The 13,788-nt window shown below is 69.4% G+C and carries 13 protein-coding genes; 9 read left to right on the top strand and 4 right to left on the bottom strand.

Annotated features, from left to right (window positions below):
- The first annotated feature begins 24 nt into the window (after nucleotides 1–24).
- Nucleotides 25–513 carry a hypothetical protein gene (locus ACTWPV_RS16060; RefSeq protein WP_347646340.1) on the top strand — a complete coding sequence of 163 codons (489 nt, stop codon included), beginning with the start codon at nucleotides 25–27 and terminating at the stop codon, nucleotides 511–513.
- Nucleotides 488–1,318 (top strand): alpha/beta fold hydrolase, encoded by an 831-nt coding sequence (locus tag ACTWPV_RS16055; RefSeq protein ID WP_443152357.1) that lies wholly within the window; start codon nucleotides 488–490, stop codon nucleotides 1,316–1,318. The genes ACTWPV_RS16060 and ACTWPV_RS16055 overlap by 26 nt, the downstream gene beginning before the upstream one ends.
- 10 nt (nucleotides 1,319–1,328) lie before the next feature.
- On the opposite strand, the gene ACTWPV_RS16050 is transcribed toward ACTWPV_RS16055, so the two are convergent.
- From ACTWPV_RS16050 to ACTWPV_RS16040, 3 genes are all read right to left on the bottom strand, one after another.
- On the bottom strand, nucleotides 1,329–2,069 hold the full coding sequence (locus ACTWPV_RS16050) for a succinate dehydrogenase/fumarate reductase iron-sulfur subunit (RefSeq protein WP_443152356.1): 741 nt from the start codon (nucleotides 2,067–2,069) through the stop codon (nucleotides 1,329–1,331).
- Between the two features lie 85 nt (nucleotides 2,070–2,154).
- Nucleotides 2,155–4,080, bottom strand: coding sequence for a fumarate reductase/succinate dehydrogenase flavoprotein subunit (locus ACTWPV_RS16045; protein WP_443152355.1), 1,926 nt, complete (start codon nucleotides 4,078–4,080; stop codon nucleotides 2,155–2,157).
- Nucleotides 4,081–4,097: 17 nt separating this feature from the next.
- Nucleotides 4,098–4,844: a succinate dehydrogenase cytochrome b subunit gene (locus tag ACTWPV_RS16040; protein WP_443152354.1), complete on the bottom strand. Its 747-nt coding sequence runs from the start codon at nucleotides 4,842–4,844 to the stop codon at nucleotides 4,098–4,100.
- A 134-nt stretch (nucleotides 4,845–4,978) separates the two neighbouring features.
- On the opposite strand from ACTWPV_RS16040, the gene ACTWPV_RS16035 reads away from it, so the two are divergent.
- From ACTWPV_RS16035 to ACTWPV_RS16005, 7 genes are all read left to right on the top strand, one after another.
- Entirely contained in the window at nucleotides 4,979–5,908 is a 930-nt protein-coding gene (locus tag ACTWPV_RS16035; protein ID WP_443152353.1) for a LysR family transcriptional regulator, read from the top strand.
- Nucleotides 5,909–5,940: 32 nt separating this feature from the next.
- Nucleotides 5,941–7,074: a PP2C family protein-serine/threonine phosphatase gene (locus ACTWPV_RS16030; RefSeq protein ID WP_443152352.1), complete on the top strand. Its 1,134-nt coding sequence runs from the start codon at nucleotides 5,941–5,943 to the stop codon at nucleotides 7,072–7,074.
- Entirely contained in the window at nucleotides 7,071–8,207 is a 1,137-nt protein-coding gene (locus tag ACTWPV_RS16025) for a sensor histidine kinase (RefSeq protein ID WP_443152351.1), read from the top strand. The genes ACTWPV_RS16030 and ACTWPV_RS16025 overlap by 4 nt, the downstream gene beginning before the upstream one ends.
- A gap of 5 nt (nucleotides 8,208–8,212) precedes the next feature.
- Nucleotides 8,213–8,659 (top strand): response regulator, encoded by a 447-nt coding sequence (locus tag ACTWPV_RS16020; protein ID WP_443152350.1) that lies wholly within the window; start codon nucleotides 8,213–8,215, stop codon nucleotides 8,657–8,659.
- A gap of 193 nt (nucleotides 8,660–8,852) precedes the next feature.
- The gene (locus ACTWPV_RS16015) at nucleotides 8,853–9,641 is read left to right on the top strand and encodes a hypothetical protein (RefSeq protein WP_347646331.1); all 789 of its coding nucleotides are present in this window, start codon (nucleotides 8,853–8,855) and stop codon (nucleotides 9,639–9,641) included.
- Between the two features lie 24 nt (nucleotides 9,642–9,665).
- Nucleotides 9,666–11,555, top strand: a complete 1,890-nt coding sequence (locus ACTWPV_RS16010) for a fumarate reductase/succinate dehydrogenase flavoprotein subunit (RefSeq protein WP_347646330.1) — start codon at nucleotides 9,666–9,668, stop codon at nucleotides 11,553–11,555.
- Nucleotides 11,552–12,304, top strand: coding sequence for a succinate dehydrogenase/fumarate reductase iron-sulfur subunit (locus ACTWPV_RS16005; RefSeq protein WP_132600105.1), 753 nt, complete (start codon nucleotides 11,552–11,554; stop codon nucleotides 12,302–12,304). Before ACTWPV_RS16010 ends, ACTWPV_RS16005 begins: the two co-directional genes overlap by 4 nt.
- Nucleotides 12,305–12,391: 87 nt before the next feature.
- On the opposite strand, the gene ACTWPV_RS16000 is transcribed toward ACTWPV_RS16005, so the two are convergent.
- Nucleotides 12,392–13,702 carry a hypothetical protein gene (locus ACTWPV_RS16000; protein ID WP_443152349.1) on the bottom strand — a complete coding sequence of 437 codons (1,311 nt, stop codon included), beginning with the start codon at nucleotides 13,700–13,702 and terminating at the stop codon, nucleotides 12,392–12,394.
- Nucleotides 13,703–13,788: the final 86 nt, after the last annotated feature.

Here is a 13,788-nt window from a genome sequence, read left to right as displayed (position 1 = left end):
CAAGTACTTGCTATTGTGCGTCAAGTGAGTACGCGCGAGCACGTGGCGTTGGCAGGCGAGCTGGTCGAGCTGGTCGAGCGGCGGATCGTCGATCCGCTGGAGATCCTCTTCGGCTCCGGCGAGCAGGTGGACCCGGTCAGGGCCCGCCTGCGGATCGAGGCCGAGGTGTGGGCCGCCCAGTTGCTGGGCCCCGACGAGAGCCTCGCGGTCCGTACGGCGGCGAGGTTGATCGCGGCCGCCTTCCCCGGCGACGGCCCGTTCGATCCCCCCGACGAGTGGTGGAGCACCGCCTTCGGCAGGGCCGTGGCCAGGCGCGCCGGCCATCCGGGCAAGGAGGCGGTGCCGTTCGCCACGGCGGGCGCGATGCTCGGCATCACCCGGCAGGGAGTTCACGACCTGGTCAAGCGCGCGAAGCTCGACCGGCATCCCGACGGCGGGGTGAGCACCCACTCGATCCGCGAACGGCTGAACCAACCTCAGGAGCGTCATGCCGCACGACGTCACCATCACTGACCACGACATCCCCCTCGCCGTACGCGACCACGGCGGGCCCGGCGAGCCGGTCCTCCTCCTCCACGGCCTGGGCGGCACGCTGGAGGCGTGGGACCGGCTCGAACTCGCCGGCCACCGAGCCGTGGCGCCTGACCTGCGGGGCCACGGCCTGTCCGGCGACGGCCCGTGGGAGTGGGAGCGGGCGCTGGACGACCTCGAGGCGGTGGTGGCACACCTGGGCCTCGGCAACCCGGCCGTCGCCGGTCACTCGCTGGGCGGCATGCTCGCCGTGTTGTGGGCCAGGCGACATCCCGAATGCCCGGCGATCGTCAACCTCGACGGGCTGCGCTCCGCCGAGAGTTCCCCGGACAACTACCCGGGGATGGACCCCGTGACGAGGGACCGGGAGCTGGCGAGCCTCAAGGCCGTGTTCGACGAGCAGTCCGCGAGCATGGGCCGGCCGCTGCCCGCAGAGCTCCGGCCCATGTTCCCCGCCAGGGCTCTCGCCGAAAGGGACGGGCAGGTCCACGCCCGGCCCGGCGCGGAACTCCTCGAAGCGGTGCGCCACACTCCGGAGTTCCGCGACACGATCCCCCTGCTGCACGAGGTCACCTGCGACGCCCTGGTCGTGATCCCGACCCGCGACCCGCAGGCCATGCCGGGCGGCGAGCTGATGGCGGCGTTCAGGAGAGGAGTGCGCCGCGACCTCGCCTCCCTGCCGGCCCACATCCGGGTCAGGGAGCTGGACTCCGGCCACGACCTGCTCGCCGAGCAGCCGCAGGCGGTCGCCGCCCTGATCACGGACTTCCTCGCCGCCCCGAGGTGAGGTCGGCGGGCTACTTGGCGTTGGCCTTGAGATAGTCGCTGTTCATCTGGGCGATCGTGTCCAGCGGGATGCCCTTGGGGCAGACCGCCGTGCACTCCCCCGTGTTCGTGCAGCCGCCGAACCCCTCCGCGTCCATCTGGTCCACCATGGCCTTGGCGCGGGACACACGTTCCGGCTGGCCCTGGGGAAGCAGGCTCAGGTGAGTGATCTTGGCGGCGGTGAACAGCGAGGCCGAGCCGTTCGGGCAGGCGGCCACACAGGCCCCGCAGCCGATGCACGTCGCCGCGTCGAACGCGTCGTCCGCGTCCTCCTTGCGTACGGGGATGCTGTGGGCGTCGGGCGCCGAACCGGCGGGAACGGAGACGAAGCCGCCCGCCTGGATGATCCGGTCGAACGCGCTGCGGTCCACCACCAGGTCCTTCACCACCGGGAACGGCGCCGCCCGCCACGGTTCGATGGTGATCGTGGCGCCGTCCTCGAAGTGGCGCATGTGCAGCTGGCACGTCGTCGTGGCGCGCTGCTCGCCGTGCGCCACGCCGTTGATCACCATGCCGCACATGCCGCAGATGCCCTCGCGGCAGTCGTGGTCGAAGGCGATCGGGTCGTCGCCCTCCAGGATGAGGCGCTCGTTCAGGACGTCCAGCATCTCCAGGAAGGACATGTCCGGGGAGACGTCCTCCACCCGGTACGTCACCATCCGCCCGTCGGCAGAGGGGCCGCTCTGCCGCCAGACCTTCAAGGTCAGGTTCACGCCCGGGGCTCCTTCGCTTCGCTCAGTCGCCCATTCCCGGGCATGAACAGGTTGCTGCGTCTGATGGTTCGCTCGCTTCGCTCGCTCACTTGTAGCTCCGCTGGGTCATCTTGACGTACTCGTACTCGAGCGGTTCCTTGTGCAGCACCGGCCCGTCAGGGGTGCGCTCCCAGGCCGACACGTGCGCGAAGCGGTCGTCGTCGCGCAGCGCCTCGCCGTCGGAGTCCTGTGACTCGGCGCGGAAGTGGCCGCCGCACGACTCCGTGCGGACCAGGGCGTCCAGGCACATGAGCTCGGCGAGGTCGAAGAAGTCGGCGACGCGGCCGGCCTTCTCCAGGACCTGGTTCAGCTCCTCGGCGGTGCCGGTCACCTTGACGTTCTGCCAGAACTCCGCGCGCAGCTCCGGGATGCGCTCCAGCGCCTTGCGCAGCGACTCCTCCGTGCGCTCCATGCCGCAGTAGTCCCACATGAGCTTGCCCAGCTCGCGGTGGAAGGAGTCGGGGGTGCGGGTGCCGTTCACCGACAGCAGCCGATCGATCTTGTCGCGGACCCTGATCTCGGCCGCGGCCACGGCCTCCTCGTCGACGTCGTTGTACGGGCCGTCCGCGAGATAGTCACCGATGGTGGTGGGAAGCACGAAATATCCGTCGGCGAGCCCCTGCATCAGCGCCGACGCGCCGAGCCGGTTGGCGCCGTGGTCGGAGAAGTTGGCCTCCCCGATGACGAACAGGCCGGGGATCGTGGACTGCAGGTCGTAGTCCACCCACAGCCCGCCCATCGTGTAGTGCACGGCGGGGTAGATGCGCATCGGCACGTCGTACGGGTTCTCGCCCGTGATGCGCTCGTACATCTCGAACAGGTTGCCGTACTTCTTCTCCACGGCGTCGCGCCCGAGCCGGCCGATCGCGTCGCGGAAGTCCAGGTAGACGCCGAGCCCGCCGGGCCCGACGCCGCGGCCCTCGTCGCAGACGTTCTTGGCGGCCCTGGAGGCGATGTCGCGGGGCACGAGGTTCCCGAACGCGGGGTAGATCCGTTCAAGGTAGTAGTCGCGCTCCTGCTCCGGGATGTCACCGGGGGCGCGCGTGTCGTTCTTGCGCAGCGGCACCCAGACGCGGCCGTCGTTGCGCAGCGACTCCGACATCAGGGTCAGCTTCGACTGGTACTCGCCGGAGACCGGGATGCAGGTGGGGTGGATCTGCGTGTAGCAGGGGTTGGCGAAGTACGCGCCCCGCTCGTGCGCCCGCCAGATCGCCGTGGTGTTGCAGCCCTTGGCGTTGGTGGACAGGAAGAACACGTTGCCGTAGCCGCCGGTGGCCAGCACCACGGCGTCGGCCACGTGGCGCTCGATCTCGCCGGTCACCATGTCGCGCACGATGACGCCGCGGGCCCGCCCCTCGGAGACGATCAGGTCGAGCATCTCGTGCCGGGTGTGCATGGTGACGGTCCCGGCCGCGACCTGCCGCTCCAGCGCCTGGTACGCGCCCAGCAGCAGCTGCTGGCCCGTCTGGCCGCGGGCGTAGAACGTACGGGAGACCTGGGCGCCGCCGAACGAGCGGGTGTCGAGCAGGCCTCCGTACTCGCGGGCGAACGGCACGCCCTGCGCGACGGCCTGGTCGATGATGTTCACCGAGACCTGGGCGAGGCGGTAGACGTTCGACTCGCGTGCGCGGAAGTCGCCGCCCTTCACGGTGTCGTAGAAGAGCCGGTAGATGCTGTCGCCGTCGCCGCGGTAGTTCTTCGCGGCGTTGATCCCGCCCTGCGCGGCGATGGAGTGGGCGCGTCGGGGTGAGTCCTGGTAGCAGAACGAGGTGACGTTGTAGCCCAGCTCGCCCAGCGTCGCGGCGGCCGAGCCGCCCGCCAGGCCGGTGCCCACCACGATCACGTGAAGTTTGCGCTTGTTGGCCGGGTTGACCAGCTTGGCGCTGAACTTCCGCTTCTCCCACCGCTCCTCGATGGGTCCGGAAGGCGCCTTCGCGTCCCGGATCTCGGAGCCCTCCGTGTACGCGCCCATGGGTCGTTCACCACTCCTCATTGCACAACTCCGAACGTGATCGCGAGGGGCGGGGCGAGGAAACCGATGACCAGCACGGCGGCCAGCAACCCTGCCCCGAGGCGCAGCGTCTTGTTGCGGGCCCGGTTGGCCCAGCCGAGGGTCTGGAACGCGCTCCAGACGCCGTGCCGCAGGTGCAGGCCGACCATGACGACGGCGACGACGTAGATGAGCGTCACCCACCATCGGGAGGCGTCGAAGCCCGCGACCATCCGGTCGGCTGGGGCGGAGTCGAAGCCCTTGGGGTTGACGACGCCGAAGGTCAGGTCGAGCAGGTGCCAGACCAGGTACAGCGCGATCGTCAGGCCGCCGAACCGCATGATGTGGGTGGCGTAGCCGCCCGCCTGCGACTTCTTGGCGACGTACTTCACCGGCCTGGCCTTGCCGGCCCGCCGGGCCAGCGAGATCGCGGCCCACATGTGCAGGACGACGGAGGCGGCGAGCACGATCTCCACGACCGTCAGCACCGAGCGGTAGGGGGCGAGCGGCTCGAGCAGCGTGCGCAGCGCGTGCGCGTAGTCGTTGAACGAGTCGCGGCCGAAGAAGATCTTGAGGTTGCCGAGCATGTGGAGGACGAGGAAGAGCACCATCACGGCGCCCGTGACGGCCATGACGGCTTTCTTGCCGTTCGAGGAACCCATGAAGCCGCGCGCTCTGCGGCGCTTCCTGGTGCTGGGAGGGGTGACGGGCGCTGTGGCGGCGCCGCGCTCTATCGTGGCTGTCACGTCTCCAGACGCTATGTACGCAGCGACGATCCGTCCAAGTCATCGAAGGTCTCGTTTCGATAGCCACCGGCTATGATGCGGGTCTGTACGGTCGCCCCACGCCGGGGACGGTCGGCCGATGCGAGGAATGTCACATGCAGCTGCAACAACTGGCCTACTTCGTCGCGGTCGCGGAGACCAGGCACTTCACGCAGGCGGCCGAGCGCATGCGGGTCGCGCAGCCGTCCCTCAGCAAGCAGATCAAGACCCTGGAGAGCGATCTGGGCACCCGGCTGTTCTCCCGGGCCCGGGGCAACGTCACGCTGACCGCGGCGGGCGAGGCGCTGCTGCCGCTGGCGCGCCGGATCCTCGCCGACGCCGACACCGCCCGGCAGGAGGTGGCCGAGCTCGCGGGGCTCCGGCGTGGCCGGGTGCGGCTCGGCGCCACGCCGTCGTTGTGCGCGGGGCTGCTGGCCGACGCGCTGGCCCGCTTCCACCGCGCGTACCCGGGGATCGAGCTGCTGGTGGAGGAGGGCGGCTCGCGTGACCTGGTCAGGGCGCTGGCCCGCGGCCAGCTCGACCTGTCGCTGATCATCATGCCGCTGCACAGCGACGACCCGGCCCTGGTGACGGAGGAGATCCTCAGGGAGAACCTCGTGGTCGCCGCACCCTCCCACGAGGCGGCACGCGGACGATACCTGCACATCGAGGACCTGCGCGGCCGGCAGATGGTGATGTTCCGGCGCGGCTACGACCTGCGCGATGCCACGCTGGCGGCGTGCCGTCAGGCGGGGTTCGAGCCGAGATTCGCGGTGCAGGGCGGCGAGATGGACGCGGTGCTGCGGTTCGTGGAGGCGGGCCTGGGCGTGGCCGTGGTGCCGTCGATGGTGCTCGACGGGCGGCCCGGCCTGTCGGGCACGCCGCTCGCGCCGCCGGGGCTCAGCCGCACGATCGCCCTGGCCCACCGCAAGGACGTCGAGCCGGCCAGAGCGGCACAGGCGTTTCGCGAGATCCTGCTAGCTTTCGTGGTGGAATCTGAGCACGAAGGCACGCTTCCGCAAGGCGTGGAGCTCATCGCAAAATGAGCACCACCACTCCGACCCCCCGAAGAGGCGTCTTGACGGCAAATCTCTCAATAACGCTGACGCTGCTCCTCATCGAGGATGACGACGGCGACGCCTTCCTCGTCGAAGAGCTGCTCAAGGAGGCGGAAGCCCCACCCAGGATCTTCCGGGCGCGAAGTCTGCGCGAGGCGAAGGAGAAGCTGACCGAGCAGATCCAGTGCGTGCTGGTCGACCTGACCTTGCCCGACGCCAACCGCCTGGAGGCCCTGGAGGAGGTCCTGGAGCTGGCTCCGCACGCCGCCGTGCTCGTGCTCACCGGCCTGCGGGACGTCCACGTCGGCGTCGGCGCCGTCCAGGCCGGCGCCCAGGACTACCTGGTCAAACAGGACATCGACGCGCGGCTGCTCGCCAGAGCCATCCGATACGCGATGGAGCGCAAGCGGGCCGACCTGGCCCACCTGGCGCTGCTGCAGGCGGAGCTGACGGCAAAGGAGAACGCCAGGCTGGAGGGCGCGCTGCTGCCCGACGCGCTGCTGCGTACCGACGCGATCGAGCACGTCACCCGCTACCTTCCGGGCAGCGGCGGCACGCTGGCCGGCGACTTCTTCGACACCGTGCAGACGCCGGACGGCTCCCTGCACGTCGTGATCGGCGACGTGTGCGGGCACGGACCCGACGAGGCGGCGCTCGGAGTGGCGCTGCGCATCGCCTGGCGCACGCTGGTGCTGGCCGGGCAGACGGACGAGACGATGCTGCGCACGCTCGACGCGCTGCTGCGGGCCGAGCGCCAGGCCCCCGAGATCTTCACCACGCTCTGCACGGCCACCATCTCCCCCGACCTGCTGCACGCGAAGATGCACGTGATCGGCCACCCGCCTCCCGTGCTGGTGCGCGACGGAGGCGCCGAGGCGGTGTGCGACACGCCCTCCGGCCCACCGCTCGGCATCTTCCCCGACGTTGAGTGGCGGGTGATCGACGTCCCGCTGGGCGAGGAGTGGACGATGATGCTCTACACCGACGGCCTGATCGAGGCGGCCGTGGGCGAGCCCGACGGGGAGATCGGGGTGGACGGCCTGATCGAGCTCGTACACGCCCACGGAGACATCGACCTCGACCGGCTCATCACCCACGTCGGCACGCTGAGCGACGACCTCGCCGTGATCCTGCTGCGCAGGAGGAAAGCATGAGCATCCACCCGCTGCCGCCCGCCCCGGAGCCCACGGGGCTGGGCCGGCTGCCGGTCGCCCGCTGGTTCCTGTTCGTCGGGGCGATCGCCGGCATCGCGTTCGTGGCCGGGGTCACGGTCGTCCTGGTGATGAGCGCCCGCACGATGGAGCTGTCCCCGCCCCCCGAGGTCGCCGCGCAGCTCACCCGGCTGAACGTCACGCTGATCGTGGTGTTCGCGGTGCTGCTCGCCTGCGGCATCGGGCTGGCGTTCATCGTGCGCCACTTCGTCCTGAACCCCATCGACCGGCTCACCACACAGGTGCGTACGGTCGCCGGCGGCGACTTCGACCACGTCCTGCACGTCGACCGGCCGGCGGAGCTGGCCGAGCTGGCCGGCCACGTCGACTCCATGCGCGACCGCATCGTCGCGGCCTGGCGGGTCGCCGCCGACCAGAGCGAGGAGCTGCGCAGGTCCAACGGCGAGCTGGAGCAGTTCGCCTACGTCGCCAGCCACGACCTCCAGGAGCCGCTGCGCAAGGTCGCCAGCTTCACCCAGATGCTGGAGCAGCGGTACGGCACGCAACTCGACGACCGGGCCAAGCAGTACATCCACTACGCGGTCGACGGCGCCAAGCGCATGCAACTGCTCATCAACGACCTGCTCGGCTTCTCCAGGGTCGGCCGGGTCACCAGCGGCAAGACCGCGATCGAGTCGGGCGTGGCGCTGGACGCGGCGCTGGAGAACCTCTCGGCCGTGATCGAGGACACCGGCGCCACGGTGACCCGCGACGAGCTGCCCCGGGTCACCGGCAACCGGATGCAGCTCACCCGGCTCTTCCAGAACCTGGTCGAGAACGCCGTGAAGTTCCGCGCCGAGGAGCCTCCGCGCATCCACATCGGTGCGGAGAGGTCCGGCGACATGTGGGAGTTCAGCTGCTCCGACAACGGCATCGGGATCGAGCCGAAGTACGCCGACCGTATCTTCCTGATCTTCCAGCGCCTCCACCCCCGCGACGTCTATCCCGGCACCGGAATCGGGCTCGCCCTGTGCCGCAAGATCGTCGAGTACCACGGTGGCCGGTTGTGGCTGGACGGTGACACCGAGGGCAGGGGCACGACGTTCCGCTGGACACTACCTGTGGCTGGAGGCTGATCACGATGGACGTACGACCGATCGATGTGCTTCTCGTCGAGGATGACCAGGCGGACATCCTGCTGACGAAGGAGGCGTTCGACCTCAACAAGGTCCGCAACCGCCTCAACGTGGTCAACGACGGCGAGCAGGCGCTGGCCTACCTGCGCGGGGAGGGCGACTACCGCGACGCGACCCGCCCCGACCTCATCCTGCTCGACCTCAACCTGCCGAGGATGAGCGGCAGCGAGGTGTTGCGGGAGGTCAAGGACGACCCGGTGCTGCGCACGATCCCGGTGGTGATCCTGACGACGTCGGAGGCCGAGGAGGACATTCTGCGCAGCTACCGGCTGCACGCCAACGCGTACGTGTCCAAGCCGGTGGACTTTGAGCAATTTATCCGTGTTGTCCGACAGATAGATAATTTTTTCGTAACGGTGGTTAAACTTCCTACCTCGGGGCAGCCCATGTGACGCACCTACGTGACAGGAATCACAGCGGGTCATCGAAATTGTGAGTGACCCCGCTCACTAAACTCGATCCTGTCGTCGTAACGTATCCCCCACCAACGCGCGCCTGAGCGGAGATCGCCATCCGCGCGCCCAGCGAATACGAAAACCACGGACCCCCTGCGCGATGGGTCCGCGGGAGGTGGAGAGGTCCGCGATGACCCAAACGACGCCCGACGCACCAGCGAGAAGGCAGCGTGCCCAGGTCAAGGTGCGCACGCTGCGCACCGACCGATGGTGGCTCGTACCGCTAGTGACGTTCCTCGGGCTCAGCTCATTCCTTGTCTACGGCGTGTGGGCGATCATCGACACGAGCAACTTCGTCGATCCCTACATCGCCCCGTTCGCCTCGCCCTGCCTGACGACTCAGGAGGTCTGCGACGGCGCGCGGCTGTTCGGATGGGCGCCCGTCGGCGGCTGGTACGCGCTCCCGCCGGGGCTGCTGATCCTCGGCCTGCCCGGCGGGTTCCGGCTGACGTGCTACTACTACCGCAAGTCCTACTACCGCTCGTTCTGGCTGTCGCCGGCGGCGTGCGCCGTGCAGGAGCCCCATGGGAAGTACACCGGCGAGACCCGGTTCCCGCTGATCATCCAGAACATCCACCGCTACTTCTTCTACTTCGCGGTGGTGATCGGCGCCATCCTCACCTACGACGCCGTCCTGGCGCTGGTGCACAAGCCGCTGGGCCTCGGCTCGTGGATCCTGCTCCTCAACGCCGTGCTCATCCTCGGCTACACCTTCGGCTGCCACTCGTGCCGCCACATCACCGCGGGCCGGCTCAACCACTTCTCCCGTCACCCGCTGCGCTATCGGGCCTGGACGTTCGTCTCCAAGCTCAACGCCAAGCACCAGCAGCTCGCGTGGGCCTCGATGTTCTCCGTCATGGGCGCCGACCTCTATGTACGCCTGGTCGCCAAGGGCATCATCGCCTTCCCGTTCGCGTAAGGACCAGCTTCAGTGGAAAACCCGATGAACACAGAGCGCCACGAGTACGACGTCGTCGTCATCGGCGCGGGCGGCGCCGGCCTGCGGGCCGCGATCGAGGCGCGCCAGCAGGGCAAGCGCACGGCGATCGTCTGCAAGTCGCTGTTCGGCAAGGCGCACACCGTCATGGCCGAGGGCGGCGCCGCCGCAGCGATGGGCAACGTCAACCCCGACGACAACTGGATGGTGCACTTCCGTGACACCATGCGGGGCGGCAAGTTCCTCAACAACTGGCGGATGGCCGAGCTGCACGCCAAGGAGGCGCCCGACCGCGTCTGGGAGCTCGAGGCCTGGGGCGCGCTCTTCGACCGCACCAAGGACGGCAAGATCAGCCAGCGGAACTTCGGCGGGCACGAGTATCCACGGCTCGCCCACGTGGGTGATCGCACAGGGCTGGAGATGATCCGCACCCTGCAGCAGCGCGTCGTCGCCCTCCAGCAGGAGGACTACGAGACCCACGGCGACTACGAGGCCTACATCAAGGTCTTCGCCGAGTGCACGGTCACCCGGCTGCTCAAGGACGGCGACGCGATCTCCGGCGCGTTCGGCTACTGGCGCGAGTCGGGAAGTTTCATCCTCTTCGACGCGCCGGCCATCGTCCTGGCCACCGGCGGGATCGGCAAGTCCTACGTCGTCACCTCCAACTCCTGGGAGTACACCGGCGACGGCCACGCCCTGGCCCTGCTCGCCGGCGCCAACCTGATCAACATGGAGTTCATCCAGTTCCACCCCACGGGGATGGTCTGGCCGCCGTCCGTGCGCGGCATCCTCGTCACCGAGTCCGTCCGCGGTGACGGCGGCGTGCTGCGCAACTCCGAGGGCAAGCGCTTCATGTTCGACTACGTCCCCGACGTGTTCAAGGACAAGTACGCCACCAGCGAGGAAGAGGGCGACCGCTGGTACACCGACCAGGCCAACAACCGGCGCCCGCCGGAGCTGCTGCCGCGTGACGAGGTGGCCCGCGCGATCAACGCCGAGGTCAAGGCCGGTCGCGGCTCGCCCCAGGGCGGTGTCTTCCTCGACGTCTCCACCCGGCTGCCCGCCGAGGAGATCAAGAAGCGGCTGCCGTCGATGCACCACCAGTTCAAGGAGCTGGCCGACGTCGACATCACCGCCGAGCCCATGCAGGTGGGCCCGACCTGCCACTACATCATGGGCGGCGTCGAGGTCGACGCCGACACCGGCGCGGCGGCCGTGCCCGGCCTGTTCGCGGCCGGCGAGGTCTCCGGCGGCATGCACGGCTCCAACCGGCTGGGCGGCAACTCGCTGTCCGACCTGCTGGTGTTCGGTCGCCGGGCGGGCGCGGGCGCGGCGGCGTACGTGGACGGGCTCGCGGCCCGGCCCAAGGTGGCCGACGACGCGGTCGAAGCGGCCCGCGAGGAGGCGATCGCACCGCTCGGACGCAGCGGCGAGAACCCCTACGAGGTGCACCACGAGCTCCAGCGCACCATGAACGAACTCGTCGGCATCATCCGCAAGCCCGACGAGGTCGCCGAGGCTCTCCAGGTCGTGGAGAAGCTGAAGGAGCGCGTGGCGCTGGTCGGCGCGGCCGGCTCGCGCGTCTACAACCCCGGCTGGCACCTCGCGATCGACCTGCGCAACATGGTGCTGGTGTCGGAGTGCGTGGCGCGCGCCGCGCTGCTGCGCGAGGAGAGCCGCGGCGGGCACACCCGCGACGACTTCCCCGGGATGAACCCGGAGTGGCGCCGCAAGCTGCTCGTCTGCTCCACCGAGGGCGGCTCGGCCGTCCGCGTCGAGGAGAGGATCCAGCCGCGCATGCGCGACGATCTGATCAGCCTCTTCGAACGCGACGAGCTGAGCAAATACCTCACCGACGAAGAGATGACCGAGTTCGACGGGATAGCGAAGTCATGAGCTACAAGGCAAAGTTCAAGGTCTGGCGCGGTGAGGGCGGCGAGGGCAGGCTCGAGGACTTCACCGTGGAGGTCAACGAGGGCGAGGTCGTCCTCGACATCATCCACCGGCTCCAGGCCACGCAGGCGCCCGACCTGGCCGTGCGCTGGAACTGCAAGGCGGGCAAGTGCGGCTCGTGCAGCATGGAGATCAACGGTAAGCCGCGGCTGGGCTGCATGACCCGGATGTCCACCTTCGAGGAGGACGAGACCATCACGGTCACGCCCATGCGCACGTTCCCCGTCATCAAGGACCTCGTCACCGACGTGTCCTACAACTACCAGAAGGCCCGGGAGGTCCCGTCCTTCACCCCGCCGGCCGACGTCCGGCCAGGCGAGTTCCGGATGAAGCAGGTCGATGTCGAGCGGTCCCAGGAGTTCCGCAAGTGCATCGAGTGCTTCATGTGCAACAACATCTGCCACGTGATCCGCGACCACGAGGAGAACAAGCCGGCCTTCTCCGGCCCGCGCTTCCTCATGCGGATCGCCGAGCTGGACATGCACCCGTACGACGTGGCGGACCGGCAGGAGACGGCCCAGGAGGAGCACGGGCTCGGCTACTGCAACATCACCAAGTGCTGCACCGAGGTCTGCCCCGAACACATCAAGATCACCGACAACGCGCTGATCCCCATGAAGGAGCGCGTGGTCGACCGGAAGTACGACCCGCTGGTGTGGCTGGGCAACAAGATCTTCAAGCGCACCTCGTAGGGCGCTGACACGGAAGGCGGGGGCCGGATGATCCGGCCCCCGCCTTCGTGCGTCCACGTCCTTCGCGGCGTGCGCCTGCCTTGCGCCCTACTTCTTGCGGCCCCAGCGGCGCTTGCGCTTGGCGTCGCCCGGCGCCTCCTGCGGGGGCTCCTGGCCCTCCTGCGTGCCTGCCGGCTGCTCGGGCTCCGGCTCCTGGTCCGGCAGCGGCTGGATCGCGGTCACGTCGCCGTCAGCGGGCAGGTAGGGCAGCGGGTCGTAGTTACCGCCGCGGACGGGCGGCTCGAACAGCGAGGCCGACGGGCCCTGCCAGGGCTCCGCGTCACCCGGCTCCGCGGCCGAGGCCGGCGCGCTCGGACGCTCTCTCTCCTCGTCGAACGGGCTCGCACCCCCCGGCGGAATGTCCGCAGGCGGGATCACCGGCTCGAACGGGTCACGGTATTCGCTCTGCTTGGGCGGCTCGTGGCTGTAGGAGCCGAACTCGTCCGGGTGCAACACCACCGGCTCCTCCGCCGGGGGCGGCTCCTCGTGCGGGTAGTCCTGCGGCGGAGCCGGCTGCGGGTCCTGGTAGACGGCGCCGTACTGCACCTGGCCGCCCGGATAGGTCTGCACGGGGACGAAGCTGATGATCGGCGCGTACGCCGTGCCGCCCGGATAGCCGGGGGCGGGGAAGCCGGCCGTGGCGTAGCCCGGGCCCGCCGGGTAGCCGCCGCCAGGAGGCATCTCCGGCGGGGCCATCGGCCCCGCCTTGCGTACCGCCGCCGCGTGGGCCATCCGGCGCAGCCGCCCCTCGAAGATGAGGACGGCGAAGAGCGCGAGGAGCACCAGCACCAGCGCCGGGATGCTGAGCTTCTGCGTCAGCGTGCGCTGGTCGAACTCGGGCGCCGCGTTCCGCAACTCCAGCGGCACCTCCTCGGAGGAGGCAGGCGGCGTCTCGCTCAACGGCGCGCTGGGGGGCGTCTCGGTCGGCGCGACGGTCGGCATCTCCACGCTCTCCTCAGGAGTGGCGGGGGCGGAGGTGCTGGGCGGCACCTCGACGCTCTGCGTGGGAAGCGGCTGCGGCTGCTGCTGCGGGGTGGACGGCGTGGTGCTCGGGGTCGGGCTCTTGGTGGTCTTCTTCGGCGTGGGGCTCTTGGTGGTCTTCGTAGGAGTCGCGGTGACGGTCTGGGTGATCGTCGTCTGCGGATCCTGATCCTCCTCCGGCTCGTCAGGAGGGGGCTCGCCCGCCGTCGCCGTGACCGTCACCGTGGTCTCGGGATTCCCCGGCCACGCATCGCACACATCGCCGGGATTGCACCCCTCCACCGGGTCGTACGCCGCCGTGGAGGCGCTGGCGCTCTGCACGATGAACGGGGCCGCGCCCGCACCGGCGAGGCCCAGCGCCAGGACGATCGCGGACACGGCTGTCGCTCGCCTGCGCTCCACCGTTGCCCTCCGCCAGTCCCGAAACCATGGTCAAGGGAATACTAGCCGGGTCAAAGTAACAG

The sequence above is a fragment of the Nonomuraea sp. KM88 genome (assembly GCF_052245635.1).
Taxonomy (GTDB): domain Bacteria; phylum Actinomycetota; class Actinomycetes; order Streptosporangiales; family Streptosporangiaceae; genus Nonomuraea.
The sequence above is the reverse complement of the archived record's forward strand: the minus strand, read 5'-3'. Positions and strand labels throughout refer to the sequence as shown.

What these genes read in the sequence shown, in the direction of transcription:
- ACTWPV_RS16005 (WP_132600105.1), top strand. Translation starts at nt 11,552, where the DNA reads ATGAGCTACAAGGCAAAGTTCAAGGTCTGGCGCGGTGAGGGCGGCGAG.
- ACTWPV_RS16025 (WP_443152351.1), top strand. Translation starts at nt 7,071, where the DNA reads ATGAGCATCCACCCGCTGCCGCCCGCCCCGGAGCCCACGGGGCTGGGC.
- ACTWPV_RS16045 (WP_443152355.1), bottom strand. Translation starts at nt 4,080, where the DNA reads ATGGGCGCGTACACGGAGGGCTCCGAGATCCGGGACGCGAAGGCGCCT.
- ACTWPV_RS16055 (WP_443152357.1), top strand. Translation starts at nt 488, where the DNA reads ATGCCGCACGACGTCACCATCACTGACCACGACATCCCCCTCGCCGTA.
- ACTWPV_RS16020 (WP_443152350.1), top strand. Translation starts at nt 8,213, where the DNA reads ATGGACGTACGACCGATCGATGTGCTTCTCGTCGAGGATGACCAGGCG.
- ACTWPV_RS16010 (WP_347646330.1), top strand. Translation starts at nt 9,666, where the DNA reads ATGAACACAGAGCGCCACGAGTACGACGTCGTCGTCATCGGCGCGGGC.
- ACTWPV_RS16015 (WP_347646331.1), top strand. Translation starts at nt 8,853, where the DNA reads ATGACCCAAACGACGCCCGACGCACCAGCGAGAAGGCAGCGTGCCCAG.
- ACTWPV_RS16035 (WP_443152353.1), top strand. Translation starts at nt 4,979, where the DNA reads ATGCAGCTGCAACAACTGGCCTACTTCGTCGCGGTCGCGGAGACCAGG.